Source organism: Paracoccus aminophilus JCM 7686 (assembly GCF_000444995.1).
Classification (GTDB): Bacteria; Pseudomonadota; Alphaproteobacteria; order Rhodobacterales; family Rhodobacteraceae; genus Paracoccus; species Paracoccus aminophilus.
This window is the reverse complement of sequence record NC_022043.1, coordinates 258093-274305: the sequence shown is the minus strand read 5'-3', so window position 1 is coordinate 274305 and position 16213 is coordinate 258093. Positions and strand designations below refer to the sequence as shown.

At 58.8% G+C, this 16213-nt stretch carries 13 protein-coding genes and 1 pseudogene; 4 read left to right on the top strand and 10 right to left on the bottom strand.

Features of this window, described 5'->3' with window-relative positions; all coding sequences use genetic code 11:
* Nucleotides 1-23 precede the first annotated feature (23 nt).
* The 6 genes and pseudogenes from JCM7686_RS23715 to JCM7686_RS21280 form a co-directional block, all read right to left on the bottom strand.
* Nucleotides 24-1389, bottom strand: a pseudogene (locus JCM7686_RS23715) (transposase).
* 260 nt (nt 1390-1649) lie between these two features.
* Complete coding sequence (locus JCM7686_RS24195) at nt 1650-2750, bottom strand: flagellar basal body P-ring protein FlgI (protein WP_020953083.1); 1101 nt, start codon at nt 2748-2750, stop codon at nt 1650-1652.
* The gene (locus JCM7686_RS24190) at nt 2747-3766 is read right to left on the bottom strand and encodes a flagellin N-terminal helical domain-containing protein (protein WP_084621274.1); all 1020 of its coding nucleotides are present in this window, start codon (nt 3764-3766) and stop codon (nt 2747-2749) included. The genes JCM7686_RS24195 and JCM7686_RS24190 overlap by 4 nt, the downstream gene beginning before the upstream one ends.
* The gene (gene flgK / locus JCM7686_RS21290; RefSeq protein ID WP_020953082.1) at nt 3763-5214 is read right to left on the bottom strand and encodes a flagellar hook-associated protein FlgK; all 1452 of its coding nucleotides are present in this window, start codon (nt 5212-5214) and stop codon (nt 3763-3765) included. The genes JCM7686_RS24190 and flgK overlap by 4 nt, the downstream gene beginning before the upstream one ends.
* Before the next feature lie 39 nt (nt 5215-5253).
* Complete coding sequence (locus JCM7686_RS21285) at nt 5254-6573, bottom strand: flagellar hook protein FlgE (RefSeq protein WP_020953081.1); 1320 nt, start codon at nt 6571-6573, stop codon at nt 5254-5256.
* A gap of 84 nt (nt 6574-6657) precedes the next feature.
* Nucleotides 6658-7458, bottom strand: coding sequence for a flagellar motor protein MotB (locus JCM7686_RS21280; RefSeq protein WP_020953080.1), 801 nt, complete (start codon nt 7456-7458; stop codon nt 6658-6660).
* Nucleotides 7459-7860: 402 nt separating this feature from the next.
* On the opposite strand from JCM7686_RS21280, the gene JCM7686_RS21275 reads away from it, so the two are divergent.
* The 4 genes from JCM7686_RS21275 to JCM7686_RS21260 are packed head-to-tail and all read left to right on the top strand — an operon-like array spanning nt 7861 to nt 11822.
* Nucleotides 7861-8409 (top strand): paraquat-inducible protein A, encoded by a 549-nt coding sequence (locus JCM7686_RS21275; protein WP_328286688.1) that lies wholly within the window; start codon nt 7861-7863, stop codon nt 8407-8409.
* A complete protein-coding gene (locus JCM7686_RS21270; RefSeq protein WP_020953078.1) occupies nt 8406-9116 on the top strand; it encodes a paraquat-inducible protein A in 711 nt (236 codons plus the stop codon). Before JCM7686_RS21275 ends, JCM7686_RS21270 begins: the two co-directional genes overlap by 4 nt.
* Nucleotides 9117-9122: 6 nt before the next feature.
* Nucleotides 9123-11174 carry a PqiB family protein gene (locus tag JCM7686_RS21265; protein ID WP_020953077.1) on the top strand — a complete coding sequence of 684 codons (2052 nt, stop codon included), beginning with the start codon at nt 9123-9125 and terminating at the stop codon, nt 11172-11174.
* 3 nt (nt 11175-11177) lie between these two features.
* A complete protein-coding gene (locus JCM7686_RS21260; RefSeq protein WP_020953076.1) occupies nt 11178-11822 on the top strand; it encodes a PqiC family protein in 645 nt (214 codons plus the stop codon).
* Between the two features lie 30 nt (nt 11823-11852).
* On the opposite strand, the gene JCM7686_RS21255 is transcribed toward JCM7686_RS21260, so the two are convergent.
* The 4 genes from JCM7686_RS21255 to JCM7686_RS21240 form a co-directional block, all read right to left on the bottom strand.
* Nucleotides 11853-12392 (bottom strand): flavin reductase family protein, encoded by a 540-nt coding sequence (locus tag JCM7686_RS21255; RefSeq protein ID WP_020953075.1) that lies wholly within the window; start codon nt 12390-12392, stop codon nt 11853-11855.
* A gap of 81 nt (nt 12393-12473) precedes the next feature.
* Nucleotides 12474-13250: an inositol monophosphatase family protein gene (locus JCM7686_RS21250; RefSeq protein ID WP_020953074.1), complete on the bottom strand. Its 777-nt coding sequence runs from the start codon at nt 13248-13250 to the stop codon at nt 12474-12476.
* Nucleotides 13237-14589 carry a TldD/PmbA family protein gene (locus JCM7686_RS21245; RefSeq protein ID WP_020953073.1) on the bottom strand — a complete coding sequence of 451 codons (1353 nt, stop codon included), beginning with the start codon at nt 14587-14589 and terminating at the stop codon, nt 13237-13239. Before JCM7686_RS21245 ends, JCM7686_RS21250 begins: the two co-directional genes overlap by 14 nt.
* Nucleotides 14590-14649: 60 nt before the next feature.
* Nucleotides 14650-16191: a DUF2125 domain-containing protein gene (locus JCM7686_RS21240; protein ID WP_020953072.1), complete on the bottom strand. Its 1542-nt coding sequence runs from the start codon at nt 16189-16191 to the stop codon at nt 14650-14652.
* Nucleotides 16192-16213 lie beyond the last annotated feature (22 nt).

The following is a 16213-nucleotide window of genomic DNA, read 5'->3' as shown; positions in this document are numbered from 1 at the left end:
GTCGGAGGGTAATTCTCCCCGTTTTAACGGGGCGCAGAAGAAGACTTCAGGCAGTCATCTGTAGTTGTTCGAGCGGGTGTAATGCCGCCGATGCCCGCGCTCATTGGCCTCGAGCCAATGGCGACACAATTCGCGCTGGGGCGCTCACTGTTGTCAGTCCGTGGCCAGTCGGTTGCGATCTTCTCCGCGTCCTCAATGGTGTCAAAGATGGAGGGGTCCAGCCATTCATGTCGGACCGTCCTGTTGTAACGTTCGACGTAGATCGAGCCCGAACGCCATGCGTTCAAGTGTGGGTGAGATGGTCCTGCTGCGGCTTTCCGGGCTGAGTGTGGTTCAAGGCAATGCCTTGCCTCTCGGTCCAGATCATCATCGTGGAGCTGGTGTATTCCGGGAGGTCGCTTGGGGAGGACTCGAACCGGTGGTCGCAACCCCTGACAACTCCACCCTTGTCGCTAGGGGCTTCCCCCGCCATTCGATGATCTGATTGAGGGATCGGACCACCCGCTCGGCTGGGAGCGAGAAGTCGACCTTGATCCCTAAGCCTTCGCGGTCGAAGTCGTCCAGCACGTTCAAGAGCCGGAAATGGCGGCCATCGGCCAAACGATCAGCCATGAACCGAAGGTCCGCGAAGCGAAACCCATTGACCAGACCGTGTTCGGGGGGGGCGTAAAGCAATCGATCCAGTGGATCGATTATAGCAAGAACGGAACACTGAGCTCGTCAGGCTTGTCGCGCTTGATCCTGCGCCGCTGCGTTCGCCATCGGGCTCGGACCAATTGCGCCTCGCTGGCTCGCTCCGCAGGTTCAACCTCAGCTCGCAGTGGACCCGATGGACAAGCTTATGGTTTCAAGGACGCCCCCGGACGTAGCGCATGCGCAGGAAGCACATTCCAAAGCTCTCGGTCAGGTGCGCCTTTGTCAGCCCTTCTAGCGATCTGCAATGAGTTCATTCTCGGCGTTGCGCTTCGGGCTGTGGCGAAAGCAGGTCTTGCTCACACCAAAGGCTCGGCAGGGCGAGACCATGTCCGCCATCGATCCGAGGACCATGCTAGAGCGCGATGCTGACCCTGTTGTCGCCACCGCCTTCTCTGCGTTTGCCTGCAGCCTCGAACTGGTGGCGGCGCGCAGGCTCACCCCAAGCGTTGAGCTGGCCGTGTCATTTTTCTCCAAGGCTTCCTTGAGCCGCTCGGTCTGCGTGCTCAGGTCGGCGAACATGCACCTAAGCCATCGGTTCTCGTCTTCGAGTACCTTCATCTGGCTCATCATCGACGCATTCAAACCGCCATATTTCGAGCGCCATTTGTAGAAATTTGCTGTGCCGATCCCACGCTCTCGACAGAGTTCAGTCACTGCCATGATCCGAGGCTCGGTGAAACGGCTCCTTCTCATTCGACTTTCTCAGCTCATGACTCACGAGAAAATTCTGCTTATAAAACCCCTTAACCATGGGCAGGATTACCGGGGCATCCAGCGAGGACTGAAGATGTCTGCAGAAACTTATTCCTTGCATCATCGGAGAACAGAAAATTACACACGAATGCCTTAAGTTTTCTGAATCCGCTCAACGAGCTATGGTCAATGCAGTTGACTCTGATCGTGAATGGGAGAGTTAGCGAGACAACACAATGACTAGGACATAAGCGGGCGTGTTAATTGACTATAAGTTCAGCATGAAGTGCCCCAGCTGAGTGGACTACTTTGAGAATTTCGATCAAATCTCTCGGCTTTACTCCGAGAGCATTTAGTCCCGCCACAACCTCTGAGAGTGAGCTAGGTGCGTCGACCTCGGCAAGGGATACTCCCGAATTTTGAACAATCTCGGCTTCCGAGCGGGGAACCATAACGGTCTCGCCAAGGGAAAACGGATTGGGTTGCGAGACAAGTGGGCTTTCTCTTACTTTAAGAGTCAACCCTCCCTGTGACACAGCGACATGAGATATTCTGACGTTCTGTCCGATTACGATCGTTCCAGATTTGTGATCGATTACGACCCTAGCTGCCATGTCTGGTTCCACCCGAATATTTTCAATCCTTCCGATCAATCTAGCTGTATTAACGGTTCCCAATTTTCTCGAATCTATTGAGATCGTCCCGGAATCAATCAAGCTAGCTATGCTAATAGAAAACTCTCGGTTGATGGCGGCCTCCATGCGGGTCGCTGTCGTGAAGTCTGGAACGCGAAGCGCGACTCTCAATGTCGTCATCGCCGATAGATCAAATGGAACTTCTCGCTCAACACGTGCGCCGGACGGGATTGTTCCTGTGGTGGGTGTCCCAATAACTACTTTTGCAGCCTCGCCTGTTGCCTCTACACCACCTGACAATATAGCTCCTTGGACGACCGCGTAGACATTTCCATCTGCAGCATTCAGTGCTGTCATAACGAGTGTTCCACCAAGTAAACTTTTCGCATCCCCAATGGCTGCAACATTGGCGTCGATCTGTGAGCCCGCGCGAGAAAATGGCGGAAGTGTTGCCGTAACAATAACTGCCGCAACATTCTTTGGGCGAAACGTCTCGTTGGTGACGTTTACGCCTAGGCGCTCAAGTAGTCCCGCCATTATCTCCTCTGTGAAAGGAGAGTTTCTTAGGCTGTCACCTGTGCCATTTAGGCCTACCACGAGTCCGTAGCCAACTAAGTCGTTTCCTCGAACGCCATCGAAATTTGCAAGGTCTTTGATTCTAACGGAATTAGCAAAAGTTAATGGCGGAAATAGGCAGATCACGACCAGAAAAAACCAATACCTCATCTGAGATAATCCGTAAGTGATAGAGTGGAAAGCCTAGCTGTTAGAGTGTAGATGTTCTTAAGGCCGGATTCCGCCTCCTTCAACGCCAGTGCTGTTTCAAAGGGGTCGGCGGAAATAAATTTATTGCGGGATATGGCCAGCGTGGTCATTTCGGATTCATTCTTGAGGATCGCCTTTGCTACAGTTTCTTGTGCAGCCCCGATTGAAGCCCTCTCAACGGATAGCCTATCGTTGCCATTGATAATATTTAGACCTGCATGGCGGAATAGTTGTTTTTTGTCGTCGACAGAAAAGGAAGAGCTTGAATCGCCCGCGATTGTAAATATTAGTGCACCTTTTATTATATCGCGAATTGATTGGTTGTGTGCCGTGAAGTTAATTGAAGCTGTTTGACCTGGAGAGACCGGAATCTTGAAAGGTGCTTGCTCATTTCCCTGATAAACGTTATCAAAAAATCCTCCATCTCCGAAGGGAGCATCTAACCACGAAGATAGAGCGGAATCTATATCGCTCGCTGTGGTCGCGCCACTAATGGTCAACCTGGCGCCGGCGATTATTTGGTCCAATGTGGGGAAGGGGGAGGTGCTTGTTATGCTTCCACCGAAGAGACTTCTGCCGGAAATTGAGGTGTTTAACGAGGAAATCACAGAGGACAGGAACTCCATCGCTTGCGTTCCTAAGATATCAATTTGATCTGCTGTTCCTGATGTGGAAGCAGCAAGTATCGACGGGCCCAACTTGGATGATTTATCCTGTATGGCTTGCAGAGAATCTTGGACGCTCGTGAGTAGAAGCTCTGCGTGATGGGCGTTCTTGTTTAGTATAGTAAGACGAGATATCTTATCTTCAAGCTGGGTTATGATGGAAAGATCTCCTCCCAAATGAGATGCAATATCTGCCCTTATGCCAGTTGAAACTTCTTTAGACAGAACTTCAATTTTCTTGTTTAAAAAATTATTCGCCAATCTTGTGTGAAACGCTCGTGATAGATCGCTAACTGAACTATAATTGCTCATGATATCCTCAGTATTTCGTCTAGCATTGCGCCGATTGCCTGGATAACTTTGGCGTTTGCCGCGTAGTTTTTCTCGAGCTGCAACAGCTGCGCCATCTCCTTATCGCGATCAACACCGTGTGAAAGTAATGATGCTTTGACTGTGTCGCGGTAGGTTGAATCGTGCTGTCTTCCGGTTTCAGCTCTGACTCTGTTGGTTGCAGCGGCGGAGAGCAGATCAGATGCGCTTTTAAAGATTGACTGCGCCTGTCCATTTCCGGGGGTGCTTGATGTGCTCGAGAATGCGGACTGGATTCTATTTAGGAGACTACTATCTGACACTGGACCCGGCGCGGATGCTTGCAATCCCGTGCGCACCTTCCAAAGATGACCACCTTGTGTCTCGTCGACTATAATCGATATCGATATGCGACTGGAGAAGCCAAGAGTGTTTTGCGGATCGAAGGCCGCCTGCCTATCTGCGAAGAGCCCAGGATCACCGGATTGTAGGGATAGATCGACCGAGGGATCTGCAAGCCGGTGGTAGAGATCCGAGGCAAGCTTATCTAAGCCAGATTGGTACTCAGGTATTAATCGGTCTCGCGTTAGGAAGTTAGCCTCTAAACTGCCGCCTTTAAACATGACCATTTGCGATTCGGTTAATGAAACACCGTCGATGCTTAAAAATCCCAATTGACCGGCAGCAGCGGACATTTGAGGAGTTACTACAACGTGGGCGGTGAAGGTGACCTTGATTGGCTCACTTCCGTCCAATAGGGTGGCGCCGCCTTGGGTAAAGAGAGATATGGCTCCGCCTGAGCGTGGTATTTCCTTAATCGGAATAATGTCAGATATACTATCTAGTGTTGATTGGCGCGCATCTATCAAAGAGGACGCGTCTTGCCCCTTTGCTTGTGCAATTGTGACCAGACGGTTTAGGCGGGCCACCTCGCCGAGGGCGGAGTTCAGACGATTAACGTCATTTTCTATGCTCTTTTCAGATATCGTCCTGGCCTTTTGAAGCTCCATGGCGATTGAGTTAATTTTGTTGCTGAGATCTTTGGCCGCGTCGACGACGCCCTGCAGGCGGACATCGTTCTCCGGAGCCGCTGCGGCAAAGATCAAGGCGGAATCAAAGGCGGTAATGATGCTGGTGAGGGAGTCGTCCTGGTTTGCCGTCCCGAAAGCAGATTCCATGGTGACGTGAAGCGAGTTCAGAGTATCTGAGTAGCCGAAGCGCGAATTTGCAATGCGGTTGTCCGCGACTATCTCTGCCGGAACGAGCCTAAGAACCCCTTCGACCTTTACCCCTCCGCCATTGCCGATCAGGGTGCGCGAGGAGAGCTGGAGCTCCCTCGCTGCATATCCGGGTGTTAGCGCATTGGCCAGATTGGAAGAGACGACTTCGGCTCCGCGCGAAACCGCAGTCAGGCCCGAAATGGCATTTGAAAGTGCAGCTGAAATGCTCATTCGTCATCTCCTTGTATGAGGCTTACGCGCCGCAGAAGGTTAGCGCTTAATGTTTGTGGTTTCCTGAAGCATTTCATCGACCGTCTGAATGACTTTGGCGTTCGATGAATAAGCGCGCTGGGTTTGGATCAGGTTGGTCAGCTCTGCAGCAACGTCGGTCGTCGAGCCTTCGCGCGCATAGCCGACGACTGCCCCAGTGGGGCCATCACCGGCGTCCCACAGGAAGAATGAGCCTGAGCTCGGGGAGACCTTGTAGGTTTGGTTGTTCAGTGCAATCAAGCCGTTGGGGTTGGGAACATCGACCAGTGGGACTTGGTAGATGGTCCGAATGAAGCCGGTATCATAGGTGGCGCGGATATATCCGTTTTCGTCAATCTCAACGGCCGTGAGGTTGCCGACTGGGGAGCCGTCTTTGGTAATGTTGGTCGGAGCGAAGTCGTCGCTGAGCTGGGTCAGACCATTCGGATCTCCAAGGCGACCGATTGCCAGAGTCATCGGCCCACCGCGAACGTTCAATGCCAGCGTGCCAGTTGCTGGGTCATAGGCGCCGCCACTCAGCATTGTAACCGAGGCAAGGGTGCCGCCGTTGGTCTGGGTGTCGTCGAAGACAAGTTCGTAGACGCCAATAACGTTGCTTGTTGGATCCATTGCCGAATCGCGGATTTCCATCGTCCAGGTGTTCGACATCCCGCTCGTCGGGCTGACCTGGGGAGTGAAGGTGAAGTTGAGCGACTCGGAGGTTCCGAGGTTGCCGAAATATTCGACTTTCAGGGGCCATGGGGCGCCGGAAGCACCAGCAAGGGTGTCGACGGCGGGGAGGTTGACGCCGAGGTTCATCGTCTTTGTCGGGTCGGCCGAGGTTTGGTTGGCATTGATAACGACGGGTTGGAGACCGGCTGCGGTGTCGCGCGGCATCACCGGGATCGAACCGTCGGCATTCGCAGGCCAGCCCATCAGCACCAGTCCCGATTCCGTTTTCAGGACGCCTTCCGCATCGGTGCGGAAAGAGCCGGTGGTCGTCATCATCAGAGGCCGGTCGCCATTCCCGAGCGAGGCGAGGCTGGAGGATTGAATCACCGGCAACATCCCGCGGCCAGAGATCGCGATATCGAGCGCGTTTCCAGAGGAGACCAGCGCACCGCGTTCATCGATCAGACGGCTGGTCATGGCGCGCACCCCGCCGGCCGAATAGACGCCTGCACCACGCGCCTGATTGATCACCATGCTTTCGAATTGTGTATTGACCCGCTTGTAGCCGTAAGTGCTCGAGTTCGCGATATTGTCGGAAATGCTGGCCAATCTGGTTGCATTGGCGGCGAGACCCGCGACGCCGGCGTTCAGGGCGGAAGAAATCGACATCGTCGTTTTACCTTTCGTGTGCTTCAGAAAGTACTGTGGAGCAGTACGGTTAAGATCGACCTAATGACCGGCCGGAATTTTCGCCTATCTGAGTAAGATCACTTCAATTCGATTGTTGCTTGGGTCCATCGGGTTCGTGGACCGATTGCGCCGGTCCGCGAAGCCCGTGACCCGCTGGACCCTGCGATCTTCCAGACCGCTTTCATTCATGAGATTGCGAAGCGCATGGGCCCGGGCGTCCGAGAGCGCCCAGACGGGGGAATGGATGAGCATTTCGGGGTAGGAGCGCACATGCCCGGCAATCGCGATATTGTTGCGCGTGCGGCCGAGGACGCGTGAGAGAATAGCCGCAAGCTCACGCATCACGCTGGTGGCCTGGGCGGTATCGCCTTCGAACAAAGGCTCTTCGGTCAGATCCGTCAGTTCGATCACCAGACCTTCGTCAGTCATGCGCGTGACGACATGGCGCAAAAGGTTTTTCAGCTGCATCGATTCTGCGCCGCTGCCGTCAAGCTCGTCCTGAAGTTGGCGGGCAATCGATTCAAACCCGGTTTCATCGGCCTGCTTGGCCTGTGCCTCACGCGGATCGCGGGCGGCACCTTCGCCTTGGCCGGCGCTTTCTTCGGATTTGCGATCCTTGCCACCGTCGGTTGCGGTCGAGCCACCGTTACTGGTCTGCACGATGGTTGGATTGAAGTAATCCGCTAGACCCTTCCGCTGCTTCTCTGTCGTGGCATTGAGCAGCCACATCAGCAGAAAGAAGGCCATCATGGCGGTGACGAAATCGGCATAGGCGACTTTCCAGGCGCCGCCGTGATGGCCACCCTCACCGGAGACGGTGATGCGTTTGATGATGATGGGCGAGTTGCCCCGGTCTGCGGCCATCTGCCGACCCCTTGTGATACGATTTGAGTTGAGGGTCTAACAGGCCGTCATTCAGGTCCAGTTAACGCATCAAATGCGTTGTATTTCGTGGAGATAGAGTGGCGGTGGCTTGGGTCTCAAGCCTCGCAATCGAGCGCTCTTTGCGGGTGAAAGACGGTCTGACGCGGTGTCTCGCAAATTTCCATGTGGCAGGTCTGCCCCTTTCCGCGACGGGGTTAGAGCAGAGGATTCATCGGCCTTGGCGCGGTTCGAAAGGTATGATTAACCTTCGTCATGGTGACCGAGGGCTCATATGATATCAGGACGGGCAGGGGGCTGATTGCATGCCCACGGTGCGACGCCCTACATCTTGAAAAAGAGCTCGCCTCTGGGGAAACTGCGCGCTGCATCCGCTGCAACACCGTGCTCGCGCGGCCCAGATCCGGGGCCTTTTCGCGAATCATCGCGCTCGCGCTGACCTCGCTCATTCTGATCACCGCGGCAATGTGCTTTCCCTTTCTCGAGATCTCGCGGATGGGGATCGGCAATGCGACCTCGCTGATTGGGGTTGCGCTGGCCTATTCGCAGGGATGGCTGGCGCCACTGACGGTGGTGATGCTGGCTTTCATCATCGGCCTGCCGGCGCTGCGCGCCATCCTGTTGGTCTATACGCTTTGGCCGCTGTCGCGCGGCCGACCACCCTATCGCCGCGTCGTCCCCGCCTTTCGGCTTTCCGAAGAGCTGCGCCCGTGGTCCATGGCCGAGATTTTCGTCATCGGCACCGCCGTGGCGCTGGTTAAGGTGGCGGGGCTTGCCAATGTGAGCCTTGGACCAGCTTTTTGGGCGTTTTGTGGCGTGATCGTGGTGAATGTTGCGAGCGATGCGTTCACCAGCACCGCGACAATCTGGGATGCGATTGAGGATGCCGGAATGGCGACCGATGGACGCGAAATGGTTGAGGGCCGGACATGACGCTTGATGTGCCCGAACCCAGCATTTCTGGCCGCGATGTCCCGTCCGAGCCAGCGCCGCACGACGATGCGCCCGTTTTGACTGCCCACCGTGCCGGGCTGATCGGCTGTCGCAGCTGTGGTCGGGTCTGGCCGCAGGGACAAGAGATCTGCTCGCGCTGTGGCAGCGGGCTTGTCCCGCCAGATCGGCGTTGCCTTCAGGCGGTTTGGGCCTGGATGGCCGCCGGGATTATCTTCTACATCCCCGCCAATCTCTTTCCGATCATGAAAACCCAGACCCTCGCGGGATTTCAGGGCAATACCAATGCCACGATTGTGCAGGGCGTGATCGAGCTGATCCGCTATGGCAACTGGGGCGTCGCGAGCATCGTCTTCGTCGCCTCGATCGTTGTGCCGATCAGCAAATTCATCGGCATCGCCTGGCTTGCCCGGGTCGCGGGACGCCCCGCGACGGTTCATGCGGCCCATAAACGGTTGCGCATCCTGGAGTTCGTCGATTTCATCGGACGCTGGTCGATGATCGACGTCTTCGTGGTCGCCATCCTGTCCGCACTGGTGCAGCTTGGTTTCGTCGCCTCGATCAACCCCGGTTCGGCAGCTGTCTGCTTTGCTTTGTCAGTTGCCTTTACCATGCTTTCTGCCCAAAGCTTTGACCCCAGACTGATCTGGCGAGGCTTGCCGCTGCGAAATCGTAAGGACAGTGACTGAACCGACATGAGCGATTCCACGCCTGATCTCAAACCCGCCAGCCCGATCCGCAAACCCGCCCGAAGCGCGACCCCGGCACGCACCTCGCTGATCTGGCTTGTGCCAGTGATTGCGCTGATCGTGACGCTCGGCCTTGCTTGGAACGCCTTCGCAGGGCGGGGCACGCTGATCAGCGTCGAGTTCTCTGACGCGACCGGCATCACCCCCGGTGAAACCGCGCTGAAATTCCGCGAAATCACCGTTGGCAAGGTCGAGAGCGTGCGCTTCACGCCCAATCTTCAACGCGTGGTCGTGAATATCCGCGTCGATAAGGATGTCTCGAAATATATCGATTCCAATGCCGAGTTCTGGATCGTGCGGCCGCAGGTGTCGACGCAGGGCATCCAGCGTCTCGACACGGTGCTGACCGGGGCCTTCATCGAAGGCTATTGGGATGACCGTATTGAAGAGCCGCAACGGACCTTCGTCGGTCTCGACCGGATGCCTTTGACCCGTGTTGGCGAGAAGGGAACGTGGATTATTCTGTCCTCGGACAATTCCAAAGGTCTGGCAGAGGGCGCGCCCGTGACCTATCGCGGCGTGCAGGTCGGGACCATGCAGAACCTGCGTCTTGGCGAAGATGACGAAACCGTGCTGGCGGATGTTTTTATTGCCTCGCCGCACGACAAGCGCCTGACCACGGCAACGGTTTTTTGGGACATTTCAGGCTTCTCGTTCTCGCTCGGGCCACAGGGGGTTGCGCTGAACGTGGCCTCGCTTGCCTCGCTTTTGCAAGGCGGCGTCGAGTTTGCGACGCTCACCAGTGGCGGCAAACCAGTGCCGCAGGGCTATCGGTTCGAGCTTCAGCATGACGAGGCGGCGGCGAAATCCTCGCTCTTTATCGACGATGAGGATCTCGTCCGCCTGACGGTGCTGATTGATGGGACGATCAAGGGGCTCGCGAAAGGGGCGGATGTCAAATTCCAGGGGCTGACCGTTGGTCGGGTGACCGATCTCTCGGTCCGGGTTGATCCCGATGCGCAGGGCGGGGCGGGCTCCATTCACCAGCAGGTGGCGATTGCGCTCACGCCCTCGCGGCTTGGTCTTCCCGAGGGCACGACGCCCGAGCAGACGCTCGATTTCCTGCAAAAGCGGGTTGAGCATGGGATGCGCGCGCGTCTCGCGAGCGCTGGCTTTTTCGGCACCTCTTTGGTCGTCGAACTCGCCGATGTTCCCGATGCTGCCCCCGCCGAGATCGACACGACGGCTCAGCCCTATCCGATCCTGCCCTCGGTGCCGGGCAAGATCTCGGATTTCAGCGATACGGCGCAGGGCTTCCTCGCGCGGGTCGGCAATCTGCCGATCGAAGAGGTGCTGAAATCGGCCAGCGACATGATGAATTCGATCACCGCCGTGACCAGCTCCGAAGACACCCGCGCCTTGCCCGCGTCGCTGAAGTCGGCAGTCGACGAAATTCAAGGCGCGGCCGCCGAACTGCGTCAGGCCACGGCCGAGCTGCGTCAGGGGGGCGCCATCGGACAGATGCGCGGCTTTGTCGATGAGGCGACGGCGGCGGCCTCTGCCGTTAAGGATGCGGCGGCCGATGTCCCGGATATGGTCGACAAGATCAACGCCGCGGCGGATTCCGTCTATGAATTCGACTTCGAAGGCACCAGCAATGAGGTTAAGGGTATCCTTGGCGATCTGCGCGCGATGCTGGGCACCGATGACGCGGCGCAGCTGCCGAAAAACCTGTCGGATGTGCTGAAATCGGCCTCGGGTCTGCTCAACGACCTGCGGGATGGCAATGCCACCGGCAGCCTGAACGAGCTTTTGAAATCGGCGAAGGTCACCTCTGATCAGATCGCGGAATCGGTCAAGCAATTCCCCGAGCTGACCGCACGGATCAACCAGCTTGCCGCCCGCGCCGATCAGGTGATCGCGGCCTATGGCCCGCGCTCGGACTTCAACAACGAAACGGTCAATATGATGCGGGAATTCCGCCGAGCCGCTACGGCGGTCAGCAGTCTTGCGAATATGATCGAACGCAATCCCCGCGCCTTTATTCTGGGACGATAGACAATGATGCGTCACACCTTCTACGCCCTTGCCTGCCTTGCCGCGCTCGGAGCCTGCTCGAATCCGTTGAAAACCGGTCGCTTTCTGATCGACCCACCCGATCAGGGCGTGCGCGTGCCTGACCGCATCGGCACCGCCGAATTGCGCGACGTGTCACTGCCCGATTACGCCTCGGGCGATGAGGTCGCCTGGCAGACGGCGGATGGCGCAGTGCGCATGGATACGAAAAACCTCTGGGCCGACAAGCCGCAGCGGGCCTTCACGCTGACCTTGGCGCGGACGATTTCGGATATTTCGGGGGCGACGGTGATTGCCGAGCCTTGGCCTTTGGCCGAGCCGCCGCGTCGCAAGCTCGAGGTGCGTGTCGAGAAGGCTTTGGCAATGCCCAATGGCGTCTATCGTCTGACCGGGCGGTATTTCGTCTCGGACAACAATGCCGGCGGTGCCAATCAGGCGCGCAGCTTCGACATTTCGGTGCCGCTGACCTCAGACAAGCCCGGCGAGATCGCGCGGGCCCAATCTCAGGCGATTGCCCAGCTCGCCCGCCAGATCGCGACCTTGAGCGGGCCGGGGCGTTCGATCAAGACGAGCGCGCCGAAGCTCGACACGATCTTCTCGGCCCCGCTTCCGGGTTTTGACGGGATGTAGGCCCGAAAGGGCCGCATCAGAGCACAGGCGTCAGAGCGGGTTGAACGTCCCGAACTGACCGGCGGCGAAGACCAGAGGGAAATCGCCCGGCCCGCCGATGGTGACGCGCAGAACGCGCCCGATGACAACCGTATGATCGCCCGCAGGATGGGCGGCGAAGGTCTCGCAGTCAAACCGCGCCGCTGTGCCAGAAATCGCGGGGATCCCTTCCGGGGTGATCTCATGGGGCAGTGCGTCGAACCCCGGGCCATTGCGGGTAAAGCGCTGCGAGATATGCAGCTGCTCGGCGCCAAGCACATGGATCGACCAATGTTTGGCCCCGGCGAACAGATCATGACGGCGCGAGGCCAGTGCCGGGCACCACATCACCAGCGGCGGATCCAGCGAGACGCTGGAAAAGCTGTTGGCGGTCAGACCTTCCGGGCCGTGGCTTGCCGCCGTCGTCACCACCGTTACCCCGGTCGCAAAGCGCCCGAGCGCATGGCGCAGCGCGCGGCCCTCCTCGGTCGAGGGGTGAAAGGTGATCGCATCGGCCAGACGGTCCAGCGCTTGATGAGGCAGGCGAGACATGTGAACGGTTCCACTCAGGATTTCGGACCCAGAGCCGGGCATAGGCCAAATGTCTGAAAAGGGAAAGAGACGAGACGCGGCTCAGGGTTCCAGCCGCGCCATGATCTCGGCGTGAAGGCGGGGCGCTGCAACCACCAGACCGTCCACCTGAGCCTTCGGCGAATTGAAGCGCATCGCCGCGCCATGGCGGTCGGTGACGGCGGCGCCCGCTTGGGCCGCGATCAGACTGCCCGCCGCAATGTCCCATTCCCAGGCCGCGCGCATCGACAAAGCGGCGTCGAACCGCCCCTCGGCGGCCAGACAAAGCCGCCAGGCGAGCGAGGGCCGAAACTCGCGCTTCATCGGCGGAGCGACGCCGCCGCGCCAGAAAGCGGGGACAAAGGCAGTCTTGTTCGTCAGCGCCGTCGCCCCTTCAATCTCGGTGTCATGAGGGGCAATCGGCGCGCCGTTCTTCAGCGCGGGCCCACCCGCCGTGGCGAGATAGGTCGTGTTGCGGGCTGGCAGAAAGACCACGGCGGCGATGATCTCTTCGCCCTCGGCAATGGCGAGCGAATGGGAAAACCCCTCTTGACCGTCGAGAAAGGCACGGGTGCCGTCGATCGGGTCGATGATGAAGCAGCGCCGCGCGTCGAGCCGCGAGGGATCATCCGCGCTTTCCTCGGACAGCCAGCCATAGTCGGGCCGTGCCCCGCGCAGCAACTGCTCGAGATGCTGGTTCACCGCCAGGTCGGCCTCGCTGACCGGACCCTGATCGCCGCCCTTGTCCCAAGCCCTTGGGTCCTGCCGCCAATAGCGCAGCGCGATGTCTCCAGCCTCTGCGGCGGCCTGTGCGAGAAGGGCGAGATCACGCTCCGGCAACGGTCATCCCTTCGACCAGCAGCCCCGGCACCGTCATCTGACGCCACTCGGGCAGGTCATTCGCCGCGGTGAGCCGCATCAGCATCTCGCGCAGGTTTCCGGCAATGGTGCATTCGTTGACGGCAAAGGCGATCTCGCCGTTTTCGACCCAGAACCCAGCCGCGCCGCGCGAGTAATCGCCGGTGGTGGCATTGATCGAGGCGCCGAGCATCGAGGTCACGATCAGGCCGCGACCCATCTGACGGATCAGCTCTTCCGGCGTGGCCTCGCCTGCATTCAGCGCAATATTCGTCACGCCGGGCGAAGGCGGAGCCGAGGCGCCGCGCATCGCATTGGCGGTCGAGCGCATCCCGAGCTTGCGCGCCGAAGCAAGATCCAGCGTCCATCCCGTCAGCGACCCGGCGTCGACCAGCGTGCGCGCCGAGGTAGCAAGACCCTCGCCATCGAAATAGCGCGATGAGGACATGCGCTTCAGATGTGGCTCTTCGCGCAGGGTGAAGCTATCGGGCAGCACCTGCTCGCCCAGATCATTGCGCAGCCAGCTCGCGCCGCGCGCAATCGCCGCGCCATTGGTGGCGCCCAGAAGATGGCCGATCAGCGAAGACGAGACGCGCTGATCGTAAAAGATCGGGAAGGTCCCGGTCGGCGGCTTGCGCGCGCCCAGACGCTCGACCGTGCGCCGGGCGGCCAATGCGCCGATCTCTTCGGGGGAGGGCAGATCCGCGCCGAAGACCCGCGATTCCCCGGCCCAGTCACGCTCCATACCTAGGCCTTCGCCCGCAATGGCGACGGTCGAGATCGACTGACCGCTGCGCGCATAGCCCGCCGAAAACCCATTGCTGGCCTGAAGCCACATCTCGCGGCGGGAATGACCGGCGCTCGCGCTTTCGATCTGGGAAATCCCCTCGACCGCCACGGCTGCGGCCTCGGCGCGCAAAGCGATATCGCGCAGCTCTTCGGGCGAGGGCGCAGGGGCTTCGCTGACGAGCTCAAGATCCGCGCTATCGATGCGTGTGGCCAGATCGCCGGGCTCGGCAAGGCCCAGAGTGTCATCCACCGGCGCTTCCCGCGCCATGGCGACGGCGCGGCTGGCGATCTCCGAAATGACGCGGTCCGAATGATCCGAAGCCGAAACACAGGCCTGCCTGCCGCCGATCAGCACGCGAAGGCCGATTTCGACCCCATCCGCGCGCTCGGCCTGCTCTAGCCGTCCTTGGCGCACATCGACCGAAACCGCCTGTCCGCGAACGGCGACCGCATCGGCCTGATCAGCCCCCGCGCGCCGCGCTGCGTCCAGCAATTTGCCGGTCAGCTCCTGCAGAATTCCCGTTTCAGCCATGGCATCCTCATATGCAAAGGGCCGGGACAAGCCCGGCCCCCGTGTCGACTGAGAACAGTCTTACTTTACTTGCTGGCCATTCGCAAAGACCGAGCCGTCTTCCTTGAACTCGAGATCGGTGGTCAGAACGTCATTGCCATCGGCGGGACGCGCAAACATCGCCAGCATCATGCGGACGCCAGCCATTTGATCGTCGGGGATCAGGCCCATCTTGCCGAGATTGTCGATCAGGCCGTTGACGCCTTCATAGCGTGCATTCAGCGAACCGACCGGAGTCTCGATGCCGCCGTCGCCCGCCGGTTTCAGCGTGCCGGTAGCCGAAACCTTGGCGCCAACCGCGCTGAGCGCAAGTTGGTTGATGGTGACTTCGCTCGGCTCGAAGGGCTGGGCCGCTGCGGTTTCATCGCCATCTGCGTCGGTTTCGCCGGTCAAAGCTTTTTCGTCGAAGAGATTGGCGACGACCTTGCCCTTGCCGGTGATGTCGATGTCGAGATTCGCCGGATCGCGCGAGAGTTGCTTGGTCGGATCGAAGAGATTCCAGATCTCGTCGCCAAGGGTCAACCCATTGAGCGAATAGGCGAATTTGAACGGCTGATCGGCATCCGATTTCGCGACCGGCATCTGGAAGTCGAAGCTCGACGAGTTGATGCCGTAGGTGACCGGGAAGGGCAGCGAATTCGCGGTGAGCTGAGCTGCGGTCTTGTCGCCATTGCCCTGATAGACAAGGCCGTCCTTCGACATTTTGAAGGTCAGGTCGAAGGCGTCGATCGTGCCGGTGCCCTTGACGGTTTCGGCTTCGGTCTGGGTTTCGGCGTCAGCAGGCTTGTCGACGTTAAAGTCGAAAGCTGTCTTGCCGGATTTGAAGGTCCCGGCCAGCGACAGACCCTTTTCCAGCGCCGCACCAAGATCGGCCTGCGCACCGGCGATGGCATCCATGCCCAAACCGGTGAAGTCCATGTCCAGAGCGTCCATGGCAAAGTTCAGGTTGAGATCGCCCTTGCCCGGACCGTCCGGCTCACCGCTGATCGCGATGGTGGCTTTTTCCGACTTCATTTTATAGTCGTATTTGCCTTCCGCGCCGGCAACCGTGTGGGCCGTGCCGGTCGAATTGGTCGCGGTGAACTTAACGTTCAGATCCTGCGTCTTGTCACCCGACTGCAGCTTGTCGACGGTGACGGTCAGCTCGGGCAGCGACATCTCGTTCACGAGATCGCCCTTCGCGCCCGAGGTCACGGTCGAGTTGCCCGGCAGCGAGACCGTCAGATCGGTCGAGAATGCTTCGTCATCGGCATTTTTGCCCGAGATCGAGACCGGGAAGCTCTCGGCATAGGTGGTCCGCACCTTGCCATCGCCGGTCGATTGCAGCGTGATCTGGGGAACCGTGAATTCGACCTTGTCGCCATCCGACTCATTGGCGAATTTCACGTCCTTGAGGGTCAGGGTTTCCCCTGCCAGATCGTGACCGCCTTCGGTAACGGTGTAACCGGTCGATTTGTAGTAATCCACCCAGGTCTGCCAGACCTCCTCGGGGGTTACATCGGCGAATGCGGGCATGGCGAAAGCCATCAGCGCCAGCGCGGAGCTTGTCAGTCGAAGGGACATCAGATTACCTTTCAGGATCGGC